The sequence below is a fragment of the Pantoea sp. RCC30.1 genome, assembly GCF_058148845.1.
The window spans coordinates 25,093-44,771 of the sequence record NZ_JBXUHX010000001.1 but is presented as its reverse complement, the minus strand read 5'-3'; the positions used below and the strand labels follow the sequence as shown (position 1 = coordinate 44,771).

Genomic DNA, 19,679 nt, shown 5'->3' with positions numbered 1-19,679 from the left:
AAACTTGCGTTAACGCGCCAGCGAAATCAGGCTGGGACGACGGGATTTCCGGCAGATGTGACACATTGATCGATCACTGTGGAGAGTATGTTCAGTGCCTGGCTGAACTGAGCATCAGGGATGGTGAGTGGGTAGAGGAAGCGGATGACGTTGCCTTTGGCTCCGCAGGTCAGCAGCAGCAGGCCCTGTTCCATCGCCATCTTCTGAACTGCCTGCGCGGTGCTGGCCTGATAGAACTCCATTGCCACCATCGAACCCAGCGCACGCACTTCGGCAATGTCCGGATGTTTGCGCTGATGCTCCTGCAGCTCAGCTTCAAGCCGTGCACCGAGATCAACCGCGCGCTGGCAGAGTTGCTCCTCTTCAATCACATCCAGTACCGCATGGGCCGAGGCGATAGCCAGCGGGTTGCCAGCATAGGTTCCACCCAGTCCACCTGGCGCAGGGGCATCCATCACCTCAGCACGACCGGCGACCGCAGAGAGCGGCATCCCGCCAGCCAGGCTTTTCGCCATGGTGATGATGTCGGCTTTTACCGGATAATGTTCCATGGCGAACAGCTTGCCGGTTCGGGCAAATCCGCTCTGGACTTCATCCGCAATCAACAGAATGCCGTGACGGTCTGCCAGCTCACGCAACTGCACCATAAATTCTGCGGGTGCCGCGTGGAATCCGCCTTCGCCCTGCACCGGCTCCAGCACGATTGCCGCGACGTCATGCGGCGCAATGTCCTGAGTGAAAATGTCGTCGAGGCTGGTCAGTGCGGCCTCAATGCTGATCCCCTGAACCGCGCTGGGATAACGTGCGTGGAACACGGACGGCGGCATCGGGCCGAAATCCCGTTTGTAGGGAGCTACTTTGCCGGTCATCGCCATGGTCATAAAGGTACGGCCATGGAATGCATTGCCAAAGGTGATGATGCCGTGACGGCGGGTATAGGCGCGCGCCACCTTCACTGCATTTTCTACCGCTTCCGCGCCAGTGGTGAAGAAGGCCGTTTTCGCTGCGCCCGCGATGGGCACCCGCTGATTAATAAGCTCAGCCAGAGCGATGTAGCTTTCGTAAGGGGTGATCTGGAAGGCAGTATGAGTAAATTTTGTTAACTGATCGGCAATGGCCTGTTCAATACGTGGATGGCGGTGGCCGGTGTTAAGGACTGCGATACCGCCCGCGAAGTCGATCCAGCTATTACCAGCCTGATCCCATAAGGTGGCGTTCTCTGCCCTGGCAACGTACCAGTCGCACAGCGTACCGATACCTTTAGGGAGAGCCTGTGCTTTGCGCTGCTGCATCAGGTTATTTTTTTCGCTCATTTAATCCACCTCGTTAATATGCATGTTTACATTTCCCGACAAACACGTTTATTTATGCCTGAGGCGTGGTGAGTTGCCAGAGCCAATTGTGAGAGGAAAGGTGGAGCCAATTGCGACTGTTGTACGCAGATCATCTATTAGCGAGGTTACAGTTTTTAAGAACTGGCTCATTACATCAGCGACTGCTGAACTGCATGCAGTCCGCGATCGCTGAAGAGGTGTTCCCGCGCGGAAGCCGTTTGCCGCCAACCCGTGATCTGGCGCGTGAACTGGGCGTGTCGCGAAACACCGTTATGCATGTCTATGAGAGCCTGATGGCGCAGGGGTACGTCACCGCGCGAACCGGCAGTGGTACCTGGGTTGCCGAGACGCTGCCGGAAAACTGTCTGCAGAGCGATGCGATTGCCGATCTTCAGGGGGTGAGGGTGCAGCGACCAGCAACGCTGTCGAAGCGCGGAGCCAGTCTGCTGGGGCATGCCACCGCTTCGCCTTATCAGTGGGGCGCTTTTGTCCCCGGCGCGCCCGATGTCACCGAATTTCCCCACAAGCTGTTTAGCCAGATTCAGGCCCGGCTGAACCGTGAGCCTGACGTTCACCGCCTGGTTTACAGCAGCGGCGGGGGCTGCCCTGATTTGCGCCATGCACTGGTGGACTATCTGCGTGTGGCGCGTTCCGTGCGGGCCGATGCCGACCAGATCCTGATTACCGAAGGGGTTCATCAGGCAGTGGATCTGGTGACGCGGGTATTATGCGATCCCGGCGATCGGGTCTGGATGGAGGAGCCGGGCTACTGGGGAACGCGCAATCTGTTACGCATGAATGGCCTGAAGATCCGGGCGATGCCGGTGGATGAGCAGGGACTGGTGCCGGACAGCGGCCCACCGCCAAAGATGGTGTTTGTGACGCCGTCGCACCAGTATCCGCTGGGTGTGCATCTGAGTCTCGCCCGTCGTCAGGCATTGCTTTCCCTGGCGCGCCGTCATCAGAGCTGGATTGTGGAAGATGACTACGACAGCGAATTTCGTTTTTCGGGGCAACCTCATCCATCACTGCAGGGGCTGGAAGCCGATGCACCGGTCATTTACATGGGCACGTTCAGTAAAACGCTCTATCCCGCGCTGCGGATCGGCTACATGGTGGTGCCGAAACCGCTGGCACAGCCATTGCGCATCGCGGCGGCAGAACTCTATCGCGGTGGACATCTGCTGATTCAGCGGGCGCTGGCGGAGTTTATCCGGCTGGGCCATTACATGGAACATATCCGCCGGATGCGCCTGCTTTATCGGCAGCGGCGGCAGTTTCTTTGCAGGCTGATTGAGCGCTATCTGGGACCCGCCTTTTTACCGGCATTCAATCATGAAGCGGGACTGCATCTGGTGATGTCGCTGCCTGCGGGGGCTGATGACGTGGCGATCGCCGCAGAAGCGTTGAAGCGCGGAGTTAAAGTGCGGCCGCTTTCGCAATATTACATGCACCCGCAGGAGGAGCGCGGATTGCTGCTGGGTTACGCCTGCGTCAATGAGCGGCAGTGTCAGGATGCATTTGGCACCCTCAAAGCCTGTCTGGCTTCCGCTGGTATTAAATTCACTCCGCAGCGTTAGCGGGCTCAGGGCCTGATTTTAAGGGCGGCAATTTTACGGTTGCTGCTGTGCTAACGCATTGACATTTAATCAGAGTCACCGAGAATACACCTCTTTGCCCCCCGACCAGACAATACTGGAGTTCATCATCGTCTTTCATCCCTTTACTGCACCGGCCAGAACCGCTATTAAGCGTGGCGCCGCGCTGGCTGCGGCGTTGTTGATGGTCAGTTGTGCATCTGAGCCGCCGAAATCGCTGGTGACGCCTTTTCCGCCCGTGACAAAACAGCCGCTACCGACGCTTGGTAAGCCAGCGCAGTCTCAGGGGCATGAACCGGTGCGGGGCGTCTGGTTAGCCACGGTATCCCGTCTCGACTGGCCGCCGGTGGCGTCAGTGAATGGCACCAGTCCGGCGCAGCGTATTCGCCTGCAGCAGCAATCGTTGACCGACAAGCTGGATAAGCTGAAAAGCCTGGGGATTAACACGGTTTTTTTCCAGGTCAAACCCGATGCTACTGCGCTCTGGCCCTCAAAAATCCTGCCATGGTCCGATATGCTGACTGGCAAAATCGGCGACGACCCGGGCTATGATCCGCTGCAGTTTATGCTGGATGAGGCGCACAAGCGCGGTATTAAAGTTCATGCCTGGTTCAACCCTTACCGGGTGTCGGTGAATACCAAACCTTCAACCGTCAGCGAGCTGAACCGCACGCTGTCACTGCATCCGGCCAGCGTTTTTGTGCTGCATCGCGACTGGATCCGCACCTCAGGCGATCGCTATGTGCTCGATCCCGGTATCCCCGAAGCACGTGACTGGATCACCAGCATTGTGGCCGAGGTCGTCGCGCGCTATCCCATCGACGGTGTGCAATTCGATGACTACTTCTATTCCGAATCTGCCGGTTCGCTGCTCAACGATAATCAGACCTTCAGCCGTTATGGTCAGGGTTTTACCAGCAAAGCGGACTGGCGGCGTCACAATACTCAGCAGCTGATTGAGCAGGTATCTCGCACCATCAAGCAGCTGAAACCGGAGGTTGAGTTTGGTGTCAGCCCGGCGGGCGTCTGGCGTAATCTGTCGCACGATCCTGCCGGTTCCGATACGCGCGGCGCGGCGGCCTATGACGAAGCCTTTGCGGATACCCGCCGCTGGGTACAGCAGGGCCTGCTGGATTACATCGCCCCCCAGCTCTACTGGCCATTTTCCCGTCAGGCTGCCCGTTATGACGTGCTGGCAAACTGGTGGGCAGAGGTGGTTAAGCCCACTAAAACCCGGCTCTATATCGGTCTTGCACTCTACAAAGTGGGCGAGCCGTCAAAAATTGAGCCTGACTGGACGCTTCAGGGTGGTGTACCTGAACTGAAAAAGCAGCTCGACCTGAATGAATCAAATCCCAATATCAATGGCACTATTCTGTTCAGAGAGAACTACCTTAATCAGCCACAGACTCAGCAGGCGGTGAGCTATCTTAAAAGCCGCTGGGGCGGCTGAAAAAACCGTGACAACATGACCAGTGCGGTTAAGTTTTTCCCTGTGACTTACTGCTATTCTTGCGCTTTATATGGGAGGAACCATGAGCGAACTGATTAATATTTTTACCAGTCATAAAAGTGAACGCAGTTTCACTGAGCAACCTGTCGATGAAGCTGTGCTGGATCGTATTATCAGTACCGCTTATCGCGCACCAACATCAGTCAACTCGCAGCAGGTTTCTGTCGTGATTACGCGTGATGCCGGACGTCGCGCAGAGATCGCCGCCATCGCTGGCGGTCAGCCGTGGATCGCCAAAGCACCGGTGTTTATCACCTTTGTGCTGGATATGCATAAATCAGCGGTGGGAATGGCCGCTGTCGATCAGCAGCAGATTGCCCATCAGAGCATTGAGAGCATCGTGTCAGGTTCTACCGATATCGGTATTGCGCTGGGTTCGGTGATGGCCGCTGCACGTGCGGAAGGGCTGGGAATTGTGCCGATTGGCGGTATTCGTCGTGATCCGCAGGCCATGATTTCACTGCTGGAACTACCGCCAATGACCTTCCCGATTGCGGGCGTGGTGATTGGTCACGTTGACGAGCCGGCTCATCAGAAACCGCGTCTGCCTCTGGCAACGTTCCGTCATGATGAGACTTATCAGACCCAGGGGCTGGAGCAGCAGATTGCGGCTTACAACGAAGAAATGGTTCAGCACTGGAAAAACATCGGTCGTAACGACGGTGAGAGCTGGAGCGAGAGCGTCAGCGGTTACTACAAAAACATCTATTTCCCGGCTGTACTGCCAGCACTGCTGAAGCAGGGTTTCGGCACGGATAAATAATCCGCACTCTTAATGAGTGAAAAGCAAAGGCCATCCGTTCATCGCGTCGGATGGCCTTTTTCATTTTGTTACTATAACGAAATGTGACTTTCCAGGTTGTAACACATAATTTCCCTGTTAACCGAAGCGCAACTGCCTTTAACACATACTTCCAGGGAAATTACATGTCTCAGCGTTCACTCTTTGCGCTCTGTTTAATGAGCTTTTTTCTGGCCGATGTCCGCGACGGTCTGGGGCCTTTTCTGGGCATCTTTCTGACCGAGCGACACTGGCGTCCCGATGAAATTGGTCTGGTGATGACCTGTGGCGGAATCGCCGGATTAATTGCTACGTTGCCTGCCGGGATCGCCGCCGATGCGACCCGCCATAAAAAAATGATTGTGCTGCTGGGTTGTCTGGTCATTACCGTTGCCACGCTGCTGCTGTGGTACAGCAATCAGACCTGGACGGCGATGGTCTCGCAAATTGTCGCGGGGGTTGCTGCGGCGTTTATCGGCCCGACCGTGGCCGGGATCACGCTGGGGCTAACGGGCCAGCGGGGCTTTAACCATCAGATGGGACGCAATGAAGCCTTTAATCATGGCGGCAATACGATTGCTGCCTTGCTGGCCGGTTTTTCAGCCTGGTACTGGGGGATGGGTGCCGTTTTCATTCTCATGACAGTCATGGCGATATTCGCGGCCTTCGCGACGCTGGCGATTCGCGGTGATGAGATTGATAACGACGTGGCGCGCGGGTATGAACAGAATGAAGAGCGTCAGCCGGCGCTGAACTTATCGATGCTGATGCGTAGGCCAGCGCTGGTGATTGTGGGTGTGACGCTGCTGCTGTTTCATCTCGCCAATGCCGCGCTATTGCCGATGCTGAGCATGCGCGTCGCCTCTGCAGGCGGGCAGGCGGCGGTCAGTCCCGGTCTGTATGCTGCGGCAACGGTGGTGATTTCCCAGCTGGTGATGATCCCGGTCGCGCTGTGGGTCTCTAAGCGGGTTGAAACGCACGGCTATCGCCTGTTTATCATGGTCGCCCTGATGATTTTACCGCTGCGTGCTGTCATCGCGGCAGGTTTTGCCGAGCCGATTTTTGTTATTCCGGTGCAGGTGCTGGATGGCATTGCGGCCGGGATTCTGGGTGTGGTGGTGCCAGGCTACATCGTTTCGCTGATGCGGGGCACCGGCCATGTTAACGCCGGGCAGAGTGTGATTATGCTGATGCAGGGCGTAGGGGCCGCGCTAAGTCCCGCCATGACCGGCATGATTGCCGCACGTTATTCCTACAGTACCGCGTTTGCTGTTCTCGGCGCGATAGCCCTGGCGGCGCTGATTTTATGGTGGCGCACCGGCAGTTCCCCTGCCACTCGTCTTGCCTGACCGGACACAAAAAAGGCTGCCCAATGGGCAGCCTCTTCTGGCAATTCCTTTTGCGACCATCCGTTATTTATACAGTTCTGCGGTCATGTGAACACGGTTGTTGGTGTTCGCTTCCGTAATTTTGTACTGCGCGCCCTGTTCCTGAGCCTGAGCAGCGATTTTTGATTCTGCGCCATCCAGGGTGGAAGAGGTGACAGAAACGGTCTCTGCAAAGCTGCCAAATGAGATCATTGAAAGAGCAGCGATTGCGGCAATTGAGAGTGCTTTTACGTTTTTCATGGTCATATTCCTGAGTTATGAATGAGGAGGTTGTTTGCCTCCGATGGGAATAATAGTAACTCAGGTTACCATATCAATATTAACTATTAGTGCGGTAATGGTGATCTTGCTAACTGTTGATCTGAGGGTCAGCCAGGGCGCGTGCTGTTTCAGTCATTAAATTCCTCAACCAGCGATGGGCAGGATCGTCGCGATAGCGTGCATGCCAGCCCATCTCAACCGGGAAGGTACCCAGGTCAACCGGCGCGGGAACAATTCTGAGTCGCTCATCTCGTGAAAGATGCTGACAAATCAGACGCGGCAGGGTCGCGCAATAGTCCGTGACCGCAATCATTTCAGGCACAGCCAGAAAGTGGGTGACGGATACGGCAACCTGGCGACGCAGGCCGCGCTGCTCAAGCGCCTGATACAGACCAGCGCGCATACGGCCAGGCGGCAGGACGTTGACGTGTTTTAACTGCTCATACTGTTCTGCGCTGAGGTTATCGCCTGCCAGCGGATGATCCGCGCGTAATACGCAGGCCAGACCTTCATTCATCAGATGCTGCACGACCAGATTATCGGGAGGATCAACGATACGTCCCAGCACCATATCGGTGTTGCCTGAAATCACACCGGTTTCTGTGACGTCATTGCCAAAAGGGGTGAGGCGAAGTCTGATGCCAGGCGCACAGGTCCGCAGGCGAGCCACGATGGCTGGCATCATGATGAATTCAACATAACTGTTAGGTGCGAGGGTAAAGAGGCGGGTGGCGTGCAGCGGGTCAAAGTCCTGCTGACCAAGGATCATTTTATCGATGGATGACAGCGCAGCACTGACCACCTGAGCCAGCTGTTCCGCTTTCGGTGTCGGGCGCATCCCGTAACGCTCACGGATAAACAGTGGATCGTTGAGCGTTTCACGCAGCCGGTTTAATGCATTAGAAAGCGCCGGCTGGGTTATGCCAAGCCGTTCCGCTGCGCGGGTAACGTTGCGCTCTTCCATCATGACCAGCAAAACTGGCAGTAAATTCAGATCGTATTTCATGGAGCTATAATGCTACGTGAATAACTGAAATTGAAGAAATAAATTTCATAAATATTCTTAACCCCGCCATGATTAACGGGTCAACGCAGAAGACGGCGGTAAACCTGCTGGTTCTGACTATCCTTACACCTGAAACCGACTAACTGTTATATGGAGCGGAAATGAAAATTTTAATGGTTTTGACCTCGCATGATGAGTTGGGCACCACTGGCAAGAAGACCGGTTTCTGGCTGGAAGAACTTGCTGCACCTTACTATGCATTTCTTGATGCGGGCGCAGAGATTACCCTGGCTTCACCAAAGGGCGGACAGCCTCCACTCGATCCAAAAAGTGATGAACCCGATTCTCAGACTGATGAGACCCGCCGCTTCCATGCCGACTCTGCTGCTCAGGCCGTGCTGGCTTCAACCATCAGGCTTGATTCAGTAGATCAGGAAGCGTTTGATGCCGTGTTCTATCCCGGCGGTCATGGTCCATTATGGGATCTGGCAAACGACAAACATTCCATCTCGCTGATTGAGCAAACACTACAGGCAGGCAAACCGGTTGCGCTGGTCTGTCATGCTCCGGGTGTCCTGCGTGATGTGAAAAATGCTGATGGCACGCCTCTTGTGAAAGGTAAGAAAGTCACTGGCTTTACCAACAGCGAAGAAGAGGGCGTTGGCCTTACCGACGTAGTGCCGTTCCTGGTAGAAGATGTGCTGAAACAGAATGGCGGCCTCTACTCACGCGGTGATGACTGGCAATCCTACACGGTTCAGGATGGCTTGCTGATTACCGGTCAGAACCCAGGTTCATCAGCCGAGACCGCGAAAGTTTTACTGGCAAGCCTGGCGAAATAAACATCTTTACAGCATGCTGATTTTAGAAGGCGTCTGCGGGCGCCTTTTTTATTGCGGGTGTTGAATAAGAGGTTTGCTAGTGACAGGGTAAATTATTTTTTTATAGAGTAGGTCTCTATTTTTCTTAACATTGATAAGAAGTTTGCCGTGGGTTTTCAGGGCTGAATTATTCTTCATTCAGTTCCACTGAAAATATAAACATGTTTTTAAAACCAGTGTTGACATTGTTTTTTATATCCGTAGAGTAGGACTCATCAGCGGCGTGCAGTTGCCCTGATAGACTGAAAACCAAAGGTGTTACGAGTAAAGGTGCCGACGAATTTTTGAGTTATGTTGTCGGCGGTTCTGTTAAACATTGTTTTTTGAAACTGTTCGTTAGTTAATCATAACCCTGTTAAATGGAGTCGAAGTAAGTCTTTAAGAAGTTTGTAGTTGGAAGTTAGTAGTATGAAGTTGAAGTTGTAGTATCGCGTCGCGATGATGTAAGGCCTCGTAGTTCTGAACGTTACGTTACGACAGGATACGATTGCGGTTTAAACGTCGTAATGAAAGTAAGGCAACGCATCAAAAGTATATATCGCGATGGGGGTGTGCAGATTTATACGGGCCTGACCTGTCTTTGTCTCCTGAAAGACTATCAGGTGGTTGAAACCGATAATGATAATGACATTGGAGTATCGTGATCATTATTATCCGCAGGATCTGTCCATAAATAGCAGTACCGAAGCAGTACCTATCAATTAAGTTAGTTAATGGTAAACGTTAAATCTGTAGTACCTTAAAAGCCCTGACTATCACAGTCGGGGCTTTTATCATTTATGATATCTGCCTGCCTGAACACCTCATCACAAATTGATGCTCACTTAGCCATTTAAAAAGTCTTTGTTAACGCGACTTGTTGCATTGTTATACTAAAAAGACAGGTGCATGCCAAAAATTATATGTTTTTCAAATAACAGGCTGATTTAAGAAAAGAACTCAATAAAGCTTCTATTCTGAGCATTTTTAAAAATCATGAATAATGAGTTATTGATTCGTCGATAGCTGTATGTTGTAAACCCCTGCAATCGATGTTCAGGTCCAGACAGTTGTGGCGGATTATTTTACTGGCTTGTAAGAAAAGTTGTCAGATGCCCCTATAAGCTAAACTTATAATAAGTTCATTCCACGACAGGCTTTTATGCCTGAATCAATAATTAATTATCTGGATTATTATATGATCATTAACCATCAGGCGCTGATGTTTGTTTTCGACGTTCACTATTTCAATGTGACAGATGAGGATACGCTTCAGCTAAACCGGATAGAAAATATTTTCATGCCCATTGGGTTTAACGAACTATCGTTGTCCTCAGTTAAAGTCAGGGAAGGCTCGCTAAATTACCGAAAAATTATTTCATCCTCATTTGACGATTGCTGTGCAAGAAGGCGATTGATGTTCAACTTAATATCTTGATTTAAGTCAATTTATATAAAATAGCGAGTCATTATGATTCACTTCCTGTTTTGTTCGCCAATCGGTAAAGGTTGACCAGCCATAAGAAGAACAGGCAGCGATAAGGCAGGAATCTTATCCTATTGATACTATTATTTTTATATATAAATCATAGGGTTAGTGGATTTTAGTAATCTGACACTTGCTGCTGGATAAAAGACATGTGTCAGACTGATTTTGTGTTTTTGAAAAAATAGCGTACCTCATGGGTTTATTATTAAAGCTGGCTGTAGAGAGCGGTTAACAAATTTTTAAGTTATTTTGAAAGCAGAGAACTCTTCCTGGCCGTTGATGGCAAAAAAAAGAATCTGAGCCATAATCAATATTCACCAAATAATTGCACTCTAGCTTGATTCACAATATTCAACCGCGCATTTCACACGCGCTATTTAACCAGAGGTTAACGATGTCTACAGAATCTCCAAATGATATCTCCAGCGATTTGTCTCAATTCGTCGGCACGCATTTTGTCTATACCTATGATAATGGCTGGAAATATGAGTGGTATGCTCGCAATGAAACTACCTGCGACTATCGTATTCATCAGGGGCTGGTGGGTGGTCGCTGGGTGACCAACCAGAAAATGCACGCGATTCAGTTCGCACCGGGTATCTACAAAGTTGACTGGCACGAGCCAACCGGAACCTGCGTGAGCCTGCTGTTTGATCTGAATCGCACCCTGGTACACGGCACGATTTTCTTCCCGCAGTGGATTGCCGGAGAAGGTCAGCATCCGGAAAAAACTATCTGCTATCAGAATGACTTCATTGAAGATATGCATCGCTTCCGTGATGAAGGCCCGGCCTATCCGTACGTGATTATTCCTGAGTTTGCGAAAGTGACTTACATGAAGAACGAAGGACCTGATAACGATGAAGTTATCAATCAGGCACCTGGACAGATGCCTGCTGATTATTTTGAGGGTAAGTAACTGACCTGGCTACCTGCTCACTGTGAGCGGGTAGCTTCAGCCTGACGGGCCAGCGTGCGGGCCAGAATAGATGAGTAAAGTGGTTTTCCCCCCAGAAACTGCGCCAGCAGCGTCGCGCCCAGACAGGTAATGATCATCGGCAGTATCAGCTGATAATTATCGGTCATCTCCAGCACCAGCACGATCCCGGTCAGCGGTGCCCTTACCGACGCCGCAAATAGTGCGCCCATCCCCGCAATCGCAAAGGTTCCTGCCTCCAGATGATATAACGGGAACAGGTCCGTCATTGCTACCCCATAAGCTGTTCCGAGCAGCGTGCCCAGTGCCAGCATCGGCGCAAAAACGCCGCCCGGCGCCCCGGAGCCAAAACAGAGCAGCGTCGTGACCAGCCTGACCAGGAAGATAACCAGCAGCAGGGAAAACGGGAAGACGCCATGAACTGCCTGTGGAATCAGTGCTGAACCTCCGCCTGCGCCAGGTGCGAACAGCAGAGCGAGAATACCGCAGCCGCCGCCCAGCAAAGCACCCGCCAGCACCACGCGCGCTGTTTTACCAGCATAGAGGCGGGCAAACAGGTCCTGAGTCATAAATATCAGGCGGTTAAACAGCACGCCGACCATGCCAATGATCATGCCGAGCACCAGATAGAGCCACAGCGTCTGCACCGGCGCATCAGCCAGCTTGCCGACGGAGATCACCGCCTGTTCGCCGTTGAAACAGCGAAACACGATGCTCGCCATAATCACGCCAGTAAACACGGCTTTAATCGAAATCAGGTTATAGCGGAACTGCGGACGCATCTCTTCGATGATAAACAGGATGCCTGCCAGCGGTGCATTAAACGCTGCTGCCAGACCGGCCGCCGCACCGGTTGCCAGCAGCGTATGGCGTGCTTCGTTGCTGCGCATACCCAGAATATCAATGACCATGCGGCCAATGTTCCCGCCCAACTGCACCGTCGGGCCTTCCCGGCCCAGCACCATTCCGGCACCCAGCGTGCCCAGACCGCCAAAGAATTTCACCGGAATCACACGCCACCAGCGAACCGGTCTCAGCTCTTCCAGCGCCCCTTCAATTTCAGGGATGCCCGAACCGCCCGCTTCTGGAGCAAAACGTCTGACCAGAAAATAGCCGACCATCGCCAGCAGAGCCGAGATGACAAAGGCCGCGGCGTAGAGCATCCAGCCCTGAATGTGCGTGGGGGTGAGCGTGTCGGCGCGCCAATGCTGTATACCTTCAACGGACCGGGCAAACGCCACGCCCGCCAGACCGACCAGCGTACCGACCAGTGCGGCACAGAACAGCATCGCCAGCGGCGTTTTATCCCGATAGAGCAGGGCACGAAACATTCGGCTGCGCGCCGCGATGGAGCGCGGAACATAAACCGGCTGCGGTGATTCTTCATTCATTGAGGGACATTCTTGTTCATCCAGACCAGCGTGCCAGTTTACTGAGTGATAAGGTGAATACAAACGTCAGGATCAATTACTTCAGAGGAAAATTGTTAATCGGTTTGTGGTGGACAAACCACTTGAGCCATGCGTTCGCGGTAGGCTGGATTATCCTGGTTTTTCATCGCCTGAACCGCTGCGTTCAGTGTTGTCTGGTTCTGTTTCAGGTTCTGCTTATCGTTGAGAAACGTCTGCCGCAATTGTTCATCAGAGGTGGAAGGCGGTACCTGGCACTTCTGGCGCAAATCATTGGTAATCTGCTGTTGGCGCAGCGCAAACTTCAGCGTGTCATAGGGCGCGGCTGCCACAAAAAGTGGACTTAGCAGCGGCAGAATAAGCAGCGTGTTGCGGATCACGTTCATGATGATCTCCTGACTGCGGAAGAGAGGATTGGGTCTTCGGCAGTTTTCAGTTGGAATTAATCGCACTGAGTGATTAGCCTGAGCACAGCACCATCGAGCGACTGCGGCAACATCGCCACGGTTGACGCAATAATCATAGCAATACTGGCGCGAAAGGGAGCTGACATGCAGCCACATTCCACTGAAATTCTTACCGCCGACTGCTGTATTGTCGGCGGCGGCCCGGCCGGATTGATGCTGGGCTATCTGTTTGTCCGCGCGGGCCTGCGCGTAGTCGTAATCGAAAAGCACGCCGATTTTCTCCACGACTTTCGCGGAGACACCATCCACCCTTCGACGCTGGAAATTATGTATCAGCTCGGATTGCTGGAAACCTTCCTGACGCTGCCGCATCAGCGTGCCGAAAAGCTGGAGGCGGAAATCGCCGGGCAGAGTATTACGATGGCCGATTTCTCGCGCCTGCCGGTTAAGTGTCGCTTTATCGCCTTTATGCCCCAGTGGGATTTCCTGAACTACATGGCTGAACAGAGTGCCCGCTATCCGGGTTTCACTCTGTTGCAATCGACGTCGTTTGAGTCTCTGACTGATGAAAATGGCACGGTCAGTGGCGTGACAGCCTCACGCGGAAATCAGCAGTTGCACATCCGCTGCAAACTGGTAGTCGGCGCAGATGGTCGTCATTCACGCGTGCGCGAAGCGGCCGGTCTGACCGGCCAGGAATTTGGCGCAGCGCGAGATGTCATCTGGTTCCGCTTAAGTAAGCAGCCGCACGACCCTGAGCTGGGCATGGGACACAAAGGGCCCCGGCAGAACTTTATCGTTATCGATCGCGGCGAGTACTGGCAGTGCGGGCTGACCATTCCAAAAGGGGAGTTTGAGGCGAAACAGGCCGCCGGGCTCGACGCGTTTAAAGCTGAAGTGGCGGCACTCTCGCCCTTTGAGGCCACGCGCATGGCAGAAATCGAGAACTGGGAGGCGTTTAAGCTGCTGTCGATTAAAATTGACCGGCTGGATAAGTGGGCGAAACCCGGCGTGCTCTGCATTGGTGATGCTGCTCATGCCATGTCGCCGATTGGCGGGGTTGGCGTGAATCTGGCGATTCAGGATGCGGTAGCGGCGGCGAATCTGTTGACCGATCCCCTGAAGCGGGGTGAACTGCAGCTGCGTGATCTGGAAAAAGTGCAGAAACGTCGTCAGTTCCCCACGGTCGCCACGCAGTTTTTGCAGATCAAAATGAGCCGCAAAAAAGCGAAAAGAAAACCCACAGGAAGCAGCAAGGTTCCCGCGATTATTCAACGCCTGCCGTTCCTGCGATTTGTGCTGGGACGCCTGATTGGTCTTGGCTTCAGGACGGAATCGCCGAAGGTTGCACGCGTGAAAGAAGAGCGTTAAATGATTTCGACAGCGATCCTATATCGTGCGACACTGTTTCGCTGTGAAAGTACTGTCAGGTTGAGCCGCTATTCATCTGATAATTGGGCGCTAATTGAGCATTATTGAGCTAAATTATTTTCGATTTTTGCGCCTGCATAGGAGAGGTTTCAGTGCATAACGAGCAAAATGGCAGCGAAGTAAAACTTCTGAGCGCGATCAAGGTACTTTTGTCACCGGATGAAGCCCGGGATAAAGTGCTGGAGCGATTCGTGAATCTTGCCAGTCAGGTGCTGGGTATTTCAGGCAGCTTCATTTCGATTATTGACGATCATAATCAATACATTAAAGCGTCACGGAATTTCGATCTTAAGCAATCGACCCGTGATGAGTCTCTCTGCCGCCACGTCGTTGATGGAGAAGGGCATCTGGTGGTGGTTGACACCTTACTGGATGAGCGCTTTGTCACCCACCCGTTCGTGAAAGGTGATCCGCATATTCGTTTCTATGCCGGTGTTTCGCTGCAGAATATCGACGGCGCCACGCTGGGCACGCTCTGCGTGACCGACACGCAGCCACATCCTTTTACGGATGAGAAACTTGCCACGTTGCGCTCACTGGCGACGCTGGTAACCTCTTTTCTGGATGCCTGGAACAACGCAGGTTTTGCTGATGTCATTACGCACCTGCCGAATCGTCCAAAGCTGATTCGTGATATCCACCAGCTGACCCTTACCGCGCCGCATAGCCGATTTCGCCTGATTCTTATCGACTGCCTCGACATCATTCGCGCCTATGAGCTTTCCCGCGCGGTGGGTATTGCGCCGATGGAGAAATTGCTGAAGCAGATGGCGCAGGATGTAGCTCACCGGCTTACTCTGCCAGCCAACGAAACACTTTATTCTTTTGCTCCAGGCCGTTTTGCCATCGTACAGCCTTATTCAGATCGCTTTACCGCGCATAATTTGCCCGACCTGTTTAAGGGCATGAAGGCCGATCTGGCGGAAAATATCACGCTCGACCTGGATGTCTTTACCGGTGAAACAGAGTTTGTTCCGGGGCAGATGGATGCCAATGAAACGGTGCGTCAGGCTGTAAGCGCGCTGCATGAGGCGATTGATGAGAACATCAGTGCGATGTCGTTTGACGAGAGTTACGACTCGCGTCGCACCGATGACTTTATGATCATGAACGATCTGGCTCAGGCGCTGAAGAAAGACGAAGAGCTTTACCTGGCCTGGCAGCCTAAAGTTTGTCTTAAAACCGGTAAAACGGTCGGGCTGGAGGCGCTAATCCGCTGGAATCATCCTGAGCGGGGCGAGCTCTTCCCATCAGAATTTATCCCGTTAGCGGGTAAAACTAACCTGATCTCCGATCTGACCAACTGGGTTATCGATCATACCGTTGAGCAGCTGGCAAGCTGGAATCGCGAATACGATCTGATTCCGGTCTCAATCAACGTCAGCCAGCGCGACTTCGCAAAAGCAGATTTTGCCGAACAGCTGGTGGCAAAACTGGCTGCGGCTCAGTTGCCCAACGCTATTCTGGGCATTGAGTGTCTGGAGAACGAACTGATCACAAAAAGTAATGTGGCGATCAAAGGGCTGGAAGCGCTGAAATCCCACGGCTTTGTGATCTCACTGGATGATTTCGGCACCGGCTACAGCAACATCAGCTATCTGCAGGATATCCCGCTGGACGTGATTAAGATTGATCGGTCGCTGATCTCGCGTATGGGTGAGGATGACGCATCCAGAATCATCGTCAGATGTATTATTCAGATGCTGAAAGAGCTGAATTACACCGTGCTGGCCGAAGGCGTCGAGACGGAATCAACGCTGGGGTTGTTGAAAACCTACGGTTGCGATCAGATTCAGGGTTATTTCTTCTCAAAACCGCTGCCCGCCAGCGACATTGAACACTGGCTTTATCAGAAATCACGCTAATAACCTGCCCGCAGCACTCGCTGCGGGCTCTGTTATCACTCACTGCCGATGGCGTAGCGCTCAACCGGGGTGATGCTTTTAATCAGCTTGTTATCAAACAGAAATTGCTCATAAGCCTGATAGCGTGCGCGATCCAGTTTCGCCGGATCGGCTGCGAACAGCGGCAGGGTGGCACGCCATGCATGATGGTTTAACGGCGTGTTCAGTTCCGGATGGGCGCGGGCAAAGGCCAGCCAGTTCTCCTCGGGATGCGCCTGCAATTCTGCATTTCCCTTCTTCAGTGCCCGCAGAAACTTCTGGATTTTCTCCGAGTGTGCCTCATCACGATTAGCGACGATAATCAGCTCGTCATAGGCCGGAACACCATAATCCTCGACGTTAAGCACCACTGGTATTTTGCCCGCAAGTTTCATCTCCAGGGCTTCGATATTGCGATAGCCACCGATCACTGCATCTACCTGGCCTGTCATCAATGCGCTGGTGAGCTGAAAATTGACGTTAACCAGCTTCACCTGATCGGCTTTAACACCGTCATGGGCTAGCATGGTTGCCAGCGTCGCCTGTTCAATGCCGCTGACCGAATAGCCGATGCGTTTCCCTTTCAAATCCGCCGGTTTTTTTACCGTTTTGTCTAACGTCATCAGCGTGTTCAGTGGCGTGTTAATCAGCGTACCCACCCGCATCAGCGGCAGGCCCTGATCGGCAAAAAAATGCAGCTGCGGCTGATAGGTAATCGCTAAGTCCGCCTGTTTTGCTGCCACCAGACGCGGCGGTAACGCCGGATCGGAAGGGGGTACGATGTTAACTTCCAGCCCTTCTGCCGCAAACGCGCCGGTCTGCTGAGCCACCATAATTGGCGCGTGGTCGGGATTGATATACCAGTCGAGCACCAGCGTCAGTTTTTCCATCGCCTGAGCCTGGGCCACTAAGGACGCGCTGAACAGCAGGGTAAACAGGGGCAGTTTAGTCATAGGGTTTCTCATTTTTGAGGTCATTAAATTGTCTCGGGTGCCCAGGTGATCAGGCGGCGCAGCAGGAGATCGATAGTCAGCCACAGGGCCAGCGTCATCAGCACCAGAATGAAAAGCGCGGCGAAACAGAGGTCGCTCTGCATCCGGGCGTTAGCATTCAGCATCACAAAGCCCAACCCTTCGGCAGAACCGACCCATTCACCGATGATTGCCCCGATCGGCGCGACGGCCGCCGCCATCCTTAAGCCCGAACCCAGCGCAGGCAGCGCGGCTAACAGCCGGACATGGCGCAACTGAGAGGCACGTGAAGCACCCATAGTACGAGCCAGATCGAGATAGCCGGGGGTGACGCCTCGCAGGCCATCAAAAAAGCTGGAGGTTACCGGGAAGAAGATCACCAGCACGGCCATCGCGACTTTGGCGCTCATACCGAAGCCAAACCAGAGCACCAGCAAAGGGGCCAGGGCAAAAACCGGAATCGCCTGGCTGGTGATCACCAGCGGCATCATCCAGCGCTGTAACCATGGCGAAAAGGTCATGCCCAGCGCCAGCGCGCCACCCAGCAGCACGCCGAGCGCCATGCCGCTGAGGATCTCGGTCAGGGTAATCAGCATGTGATGGCTGAGATAGTCAGCGCTCTGCCACAGCGCGGCGGCGACCGCAGCGGGCGAGGGTAGCAGAAACGCCGGAATGGCGGTCAGCGTGGCGAGCCACCACAGCGCAATCAGTCCGGTTAACAGCGTCACGCCCCGGCGAAGAGCGGCGAAATGGTTTTTCATCGGGCTATCCTGCTCAGCCGCTTTAGCAACGCGGCCTGACTCTGCAATACCTGTATATCGTCTGCTGCACGTGGTGGCTGACCCAGGAGGGGCGGGCAGGCTTCTATCCCCGCTGACCCGATCACCAGCAGGTGATGACTGAGCCGGCAGGCTTCAGCAGCATCATGGGTAATCAGCAGCACGGTATGCCCGACCAGCACTTCTGCGGCCAGCGTCTGTATCTGAGTGCGTGTTAGTGCATCCAGTGCGGAGAACGGTTCATCCATTAATACAACCGGCTGACGGGTGTAGAGGGTACGGGCCAGCGCGGCGCGCTGACGCATCCCGCCGGAGAGCGTCGCTGGCCTCGCACTGGCACAGTGGCTCAGGCCCACCCGTTCCAGCAAATGCTGCGCCCAGTCGCGATCGGCTTTCTCACCGTTCAGGCGACTGGCGAGGCAGACATTCTGTTCCACCGTGAGCCAGGGATAGAGCAAATCCTGTTGCCCCATCCAGGCGATACGGCCGTTCAGCGGCAGACCGTCGCTGCCGCTAATCTGCCCGGATGTCGGGGGCGTCAGACCGGCAATGACCCGCATCAGGCTGCTTTTACCCACGCCGCTGGCACCCAGTAAAGCGGTAAATGCACCCCCTGCAATCTCCAGATCAAGCTGGCTGAAAAGTGTCTGCTGACCCAATGTCAGGCAGAGCTGGCGAACTGTAATCCCCGGCGGCACGGCATCATCCGGCTGATTCATGGGCTGACCTGAAAATCGGCAGCATGATTGAGGCCCATTTGCCAGAACGCAGCTTCCAGCCGGGTCGCGGTGGTGAAAATCTCCGCCAGCCTATCAAAACGTTGTTCACCCGCGCGCTGCTGAGCCAGGGTTTCAAACAGCAACAATGAAGAACCGACGCCGCTAAGGTAGGATTCATCACCGTAATTCTCAATCCATGCCGCGTAAGGATTCCCCTCAAAGCGGGTCGCAGTATCGTCCAGCAGCGTCAGACCAATTTCAGCGTAACCGGCGACACACGGCATCAGCGCCGTCACCAGCTCCAGCGCATCCCCGGTGTGACCTACGTCCAGCACGTAGCGGGTGTAATTGATCGTTTCCATTGCTTCGGGTTCGCTCGCCATCGCCGCCTCGCTGATGCCCCATTGCTGGCAGTAAGCCAGATGCAGCGGTAGCTCGCTGACGATGGCGTTAAGCGATGCGGTCGCGCTGCGTAAGGCCGCTGGCTCAGAGAGTTTGCTGATCAGCAGGCCCCAGGCACGAGCGAAGTGCAGCAGGAACAGATAATCCTGGGTGAGATAGTGGCGGAAGGCGGCGGGTGGCAGCATGCCCTGACCGAGTTGCTGCACAAAATCGTGCCTGACATATGCGTGCCATTGGCTGCCCGCCTGCTGGCGCAGACGACCATAGAAGCCGGTTTCGAAAAGCGGATGAGACATGGGATCTCCAGTAACAGGGAGATCCGGGCATACGGTCTGGAACAGGGGATAGTGCAGGAGATGACGCAGAAAATTCTGCCGACCCGTCCCTTCGCTGGCATGACCCAGATCAGGTTCAAAGGGTTCGGCTTGCGCCATCTCAGCCCATTACAGGACACCCCTCGGAGACATTTGTTATACGATATTTATTGTTGGAGCACAACGGCGCGAGTGTG

Annotated in this window: 17 protein-coding genes and 1 riboswitch; of the genes, 8 read left to right on the top strand and 9 right to left on the bottom strand. The window is 53.9% G+C overall.

What is annotated here, in order from left to right:
• Positions 1-26 precede the first annotated feature (26 nt).
• The gene (gabT, locus tag AC2LB6_RS00235; RefSeq protein WP_490091913.1) at positions 27-1,313 is read right to left on the bottom strand and encodes a 4-aminobutyrate--2-oxoglutarate transaminase; all 1,287 of its coding nucleotides are present in this window, start codon (positions 1,311-1,313) and stop codon (positions 27-29) included.
• Positions 1,314-1,423: 110 nt separating this feature from the next.
• Here gabT and pdxR point away from each other — a divergent pair, with 110 nt between their 5' ends.
• The 4 genes from pdxR to AC2LB6_RS00215 all read left to right on the top strand — a co-directional run bounded on the left by pdxR (position 1,424) and on the right by AC2LB6_RS00215 (position 6,575).
• Positions 1,424-2,914: a MocR-like pyridoxine biosynthesis transcription factor PdxR gene (gene pdxR, locus AC2LB6_RS00230; protein WP_490091912.1), complete on the top strand. Its 1,491-nt coding sequence runs from the start codon at positions 1,424-1,426 to the stop codon at positions 2,912-2,914.
• 94 nt (positions 2,915-3,008) lie between these two features.
• Entirely contained in the window at positions 3,009-4,385 is a 1,377-nt protein-coding gene (locus AC2LB6_RS00225; protein ID WP_490091911.1) for a glycoside hydrolase family 10-like protein, read from the top strand.
• A gap of 82 nt (positions 4,386-4,467) precedes the next feature.
• On the top strand, positions 4,468-5,208 hold the full coding sequence (locus AC2LB6_RS00220) for a nitroreductase family protein (RefSeq protein ID WP_090965105.1): 741 nt from the start codon (positions 4,468-4,470) through the stop codon (positions 5,206-5,208).
• A 164-nt stretch (positions 5,209-5,372) separates the two neighbouring features.
• Positions 5,373-6,575, top strand: coding sequence for an MFS transporter (locus tag AC2LB6_RS00215; RefSeq protein ID WP_490091910.1), 1,203 nt, complete (start codon positions 5,373-5,375; stop codon positions 6,573-6,575).
• A gap of 63 nt (positions 6,576-6,638) precedes the next feature.
• Here the strand turns inward: AC2LB6_RS00215 and AC2LB6_RS00210 are convergent, their stop codons facing one another.
• Both AC2LB6_RS00210 and AC2LB6_RS00205 read right to left on the bottom strand, forming a co-directional pair.
• Positions 6,639-6,854, bottom strand: coding sequence for a YdgH/BhsA/McbA-like domain containing protein (locus AC2LB6_RS00210; protein ID WP_003848189.1), 216 nt, complete (start codon positions 6,852-6,854; stop codon positions 6,639-6,641).
• A gap of 109 nt (positions 6,855-6,963) precedes the next feature.
• Positions 6,964-7,881 carry a LysR family transcriptional regulator gene (locus tag AC2LB6_RS00205; RefSeq protein WP_490091909.1) on the bottom strand — a complete coding sequence of 306 codons (918 nt, stop codon included), beginning with the start codon at positions 7,879-7,881 and terminating at the stop codon, positions 6,964-6,966.
• A gap of 161 nt (positions 7,882-8,042) precedes the next feature.
• On the opposite strand from AC2LB6_RS00205, the gene AC2LB6_RS00200 reads away from it, so the two are divergent.
• Both AC2LB6_RS00200 and AC2LB6_RS00195 read left to right on the top strand, forming a co-directional pair.
• Positions 8,043-8,723, top strand: a complete 681-nt coding sequence (locus AC2LB6_RS00200; protein WP_490091908.1) for a type 1 glutamine amidotransferase domain-containing protein — start codon at positions 8,043-8,045, stop codon at positions 8,721-8,723.
• Between the two features lie 1,901 nt (positions 8,724-10,624).
• Positions 10,625-11,149, top strand: coding sequence for a phenolic acid decarboxylase (locus AC2LB6_RS00195; RefSeq protein WP_490091907.1), 525 nt, complete (start codon positions 10,625-10,627; stop codon positions 11,147-11,149).
• Positions 11,150-11,166: 17 nt separating this feature from the next.
• Here the strand turns inward: AC2LB6_RS00195 and clcA are convergent, their stop codons facing one another.
• Together clcA and AC2LB6_RS00185 are read right to left on the bottom strand one after the other, a co-directional pair.
• Positions 11,167-12,558 (bottom strand): H(+)/Cl(-) exchange transporter ClcA, encoded by a 1,392-nt coding sequence (clcA, locus tag AC2LB6_RS00190; protein WP_490091906.1) that lies wholly within the window; start codon positions 12,556-12,558, stop codon positions 11,167-11,169.
• Positions 12,559-12,653: 95 nt separating this feature from the next.
• Complete coding sequence (locus AC2LB6_RS00185) at positions 12,654-12,962, bottom strand: YicS family protein (protein WP_490091905.1); 309 nt, start codon at positions 12,960-12,962, stop codon at positions 12,654-12,656.
• Between the two features lie 165 nt (positions 12,963-13,127).
• On the opposite strand from AC2LB6_RS00185, the gene AC2LB6_RS00180 reads away from it, so the two are divergent.
• Together AC2LB6_RS00180 and AC2LB6_RS00175 are read left to right on the top strand one after the other, a co-directional pair.
• A complete protein-coding gene (locus AC2LB6_RS00180) occupies positions 13,128-14,354 on the top strand; it encodes an FAD-dependent oxidoreductase (RefSeq protein ID WP_490091904.1) in 1,227 nt (408 codons plus the stop codon).
• A 152-nt stretch (positions 14,355-14,506) separates the two neighbouring features.
• Positions 14,507-16,279: a sensor domain-containing phosphodiesterase gene (locus AC2LB6_RS00175; RefSeq protein ID WP_490091903.1), complete on the top strand. Its 1,773-nt coding sequence runs from the start codon at positions 14,507-14,509 to the stop codon at positions 16,277-16,279.
• Positions 16,280-16,314: 35 nt separating this feature from the next.
• Here AC2LB6_RS00175 and AC2LB6_RS00170 read toward each other — a convergent pair whose 3' ends face one another.
• Genes AC2LB6_RS00170 through AC2LB6_RS00155 form a run of 4 tightly spaced genes read right to left on the bottom strand, consistent with a single transcriptional unit; the run spans position 16,315 to position 19,464 of the window.
• Positions 16,315-17,250, bottom strand: coding sequence for an ABC transporter substrate-binding protein (locus AC2LB6_RS00170; protein WP_490091902.1), 936 nt, complete (start codon positions 17,248-17,250; stop codon positions 16,315-16,317).
• Positions 17,251-17,273: 23 nt separating this feature from the next.
• The gene (locus AC2LB6_RS00165) at positions 17,274-18,029 is read right to left on the bottom strand and encodes an ABC transporter permease (RefSeq protein WP_490091901.1); all 756 of its coding nucleotides are present in this window, start codon (positions 18,027-18,029) and stop codon (positions 17,274-17,276) included.
• A complete protein-coding gene (locus AC2LB6_RS00160; RefSeq protein ID WP_490091900.1) occupies positions 18,026-18,766 on the bottom strand; it encodes an ABC transporter ATP-binding protein in 741 nt (246 codons plus the stop codon). The genes AC2LB6_RS00165 and AC2LB6_RS00160 overlap by 4 nt, the downstream gene beginning before the upstream one ends.
• Positions 18,763-19,464 carry a TenA family protein gene (locus AC2LB6_RS00155; protein ID WP_490091899.1) on the bottom strand — a complete coding sequence of 234 codons (702 nt, stop codon included), beginning with the start codon at positions 19,462-19,464 and terminating at the stop codon, positions 18,763-18,765. The genes AC2LB6_RS00160 and AC2LB6_RS00155 overlap by 4 nt, the downstream gene beginning before the upstream one ends.
• Before the next feature lie 69 nt (positions 19,465-19,533).
• A riboswitch (TPP riboswitch) is annotated at positions 19,534-19,636 on the bottom strand.
• Positions 19,637-19,679: the final 43 nt, after the last annotated feature.